Origin of the sequence: Gelidibacter mesophilus DSM 14095, from assembly GCF_000423005.1 — a bacterium.
Classification (GTDB): Bacteria; Bacteroidota; Bacteroidia; order Flavobacteriales; family Flavobacteriaceae; genus Gelidibacter; species Gelidibacter mesophilus.
Map to the genome: position 1 here is coordinate 1 of NZ_AUHD01000049.1, position 1,209 is coordinate 1,209.

The window sequence follows — 1,209 nt, forward strand, 5'->3', positions numbered from 1 at the left end:
GCTTACTTACGAAAGTCCTCGCGGACTTTCTTGGTTGGTAATTATTTACTAAATTAATCGCTTAAAACACGCAACAAACCATATACACAAACGTTAGCAGCCATATAATACAAAACGTTAGAAAAAATGAAAGAAATAGTATTAAACGACGGAAATAAGTTACCAATTATAGGTTTTGGAACATACAAATCTACCGAGGAAGAAGGTATTCAATCTATAAAAAATGCTTTAAATCTAGGTTACAGAATGTTTGATACAGCCGCCAAATATGATAATGAAAAAGAAGTTGGAAAAGCAATAAATGAAAGTGGAATCGATAGAAGAGAAATTATCGTAACCACAAAATTATGGCGTGAAAATTTAGGTTATGAAGAAGCTAAAAAAGCTTTTGACAAATCACTTAAAAAACTTGGATTGAATTACATTGACTTGTATTTAATCCATTGGCCTGCGAATGCAAAAAACTATAAAGATTGGCAAAAAGCAAATGCAAATAGTTGGCGTGCAATGGAGGAATTACAAGCGGAAGGGAAAATAAAGTCCATTGGAGTAAGTAATTTTTGGCAAGAACATTTAGAAACACTTTTTCAAACTGCAAACGTAATCCCTGCTATCAATCAGATTGAATTTCACCCTGGTTATTGGCAACCAGAATTGACGGAATTTTGTAAAAAAAATAATATTGTAGTTGAATCTTGGTCACCTTTGGCAAGAGGAAAAGTGTTTGGAAATGAAATAATCCAAACTATCGCTAAACAACACAATAAATCTATAGCTCAAATCTGTTTGAGATGGATAACTCAACACGAAACCATCGTTATTCCGAAATCAAATACACCAGAAAGAATTGAGGAAAATATTAATATTTTTGACTTTAAATTATCAAAGGAGGAAATGAAGCAAATAAATGAACTTCCAGAAATGGGGTTTAGCGGAGAATTGCCTAACATTTGGCCAGATGTATTAAATGTCAAAAACTAAAAATACGGCTGCTAACACCGTGTATAATTAATTGCTTGATTATCGCACACTGACGAAAGTCCTCGCGGACTTTCTATTCGGTTTTTATTTGCTAACTTTAGTGCTTAAACCACGCAACTAATCATACACAACCACGTTGCCAACCATTTGAGAAACATCACGTATGAAATTAAAATTAATATTTCCTTATCCTGCTTGGAAGGATGTTTCTAACAAATATTCCATCAC

General features: G+C 33.1%; 1 protein-coding gene. It reads left to right on the forward strand.

The features are described 5' to 3' along the window. Positions 1 to 126: 126 nt before the first annotated feature. Positions 127 to 981, forward strand: a complete 855-nt coding sequence (locus G525_RS0117830) for an aldo/keto reductase (protein WP_027127341.1) — start codon at positions 127 to 129, stop codon at positions 979 to 981. Positions 982 to 1,209 lie beyond the last annotated feature (228 nt).

Coding starts and splice junctions, on each gene's coding strand:
- G525_RS0117830 (WP_027127341.1), top strand. CDS start 127: ATGAAAGAAATAGTATTAAACGACGGAAATAAGTTACCAATTATAGGT.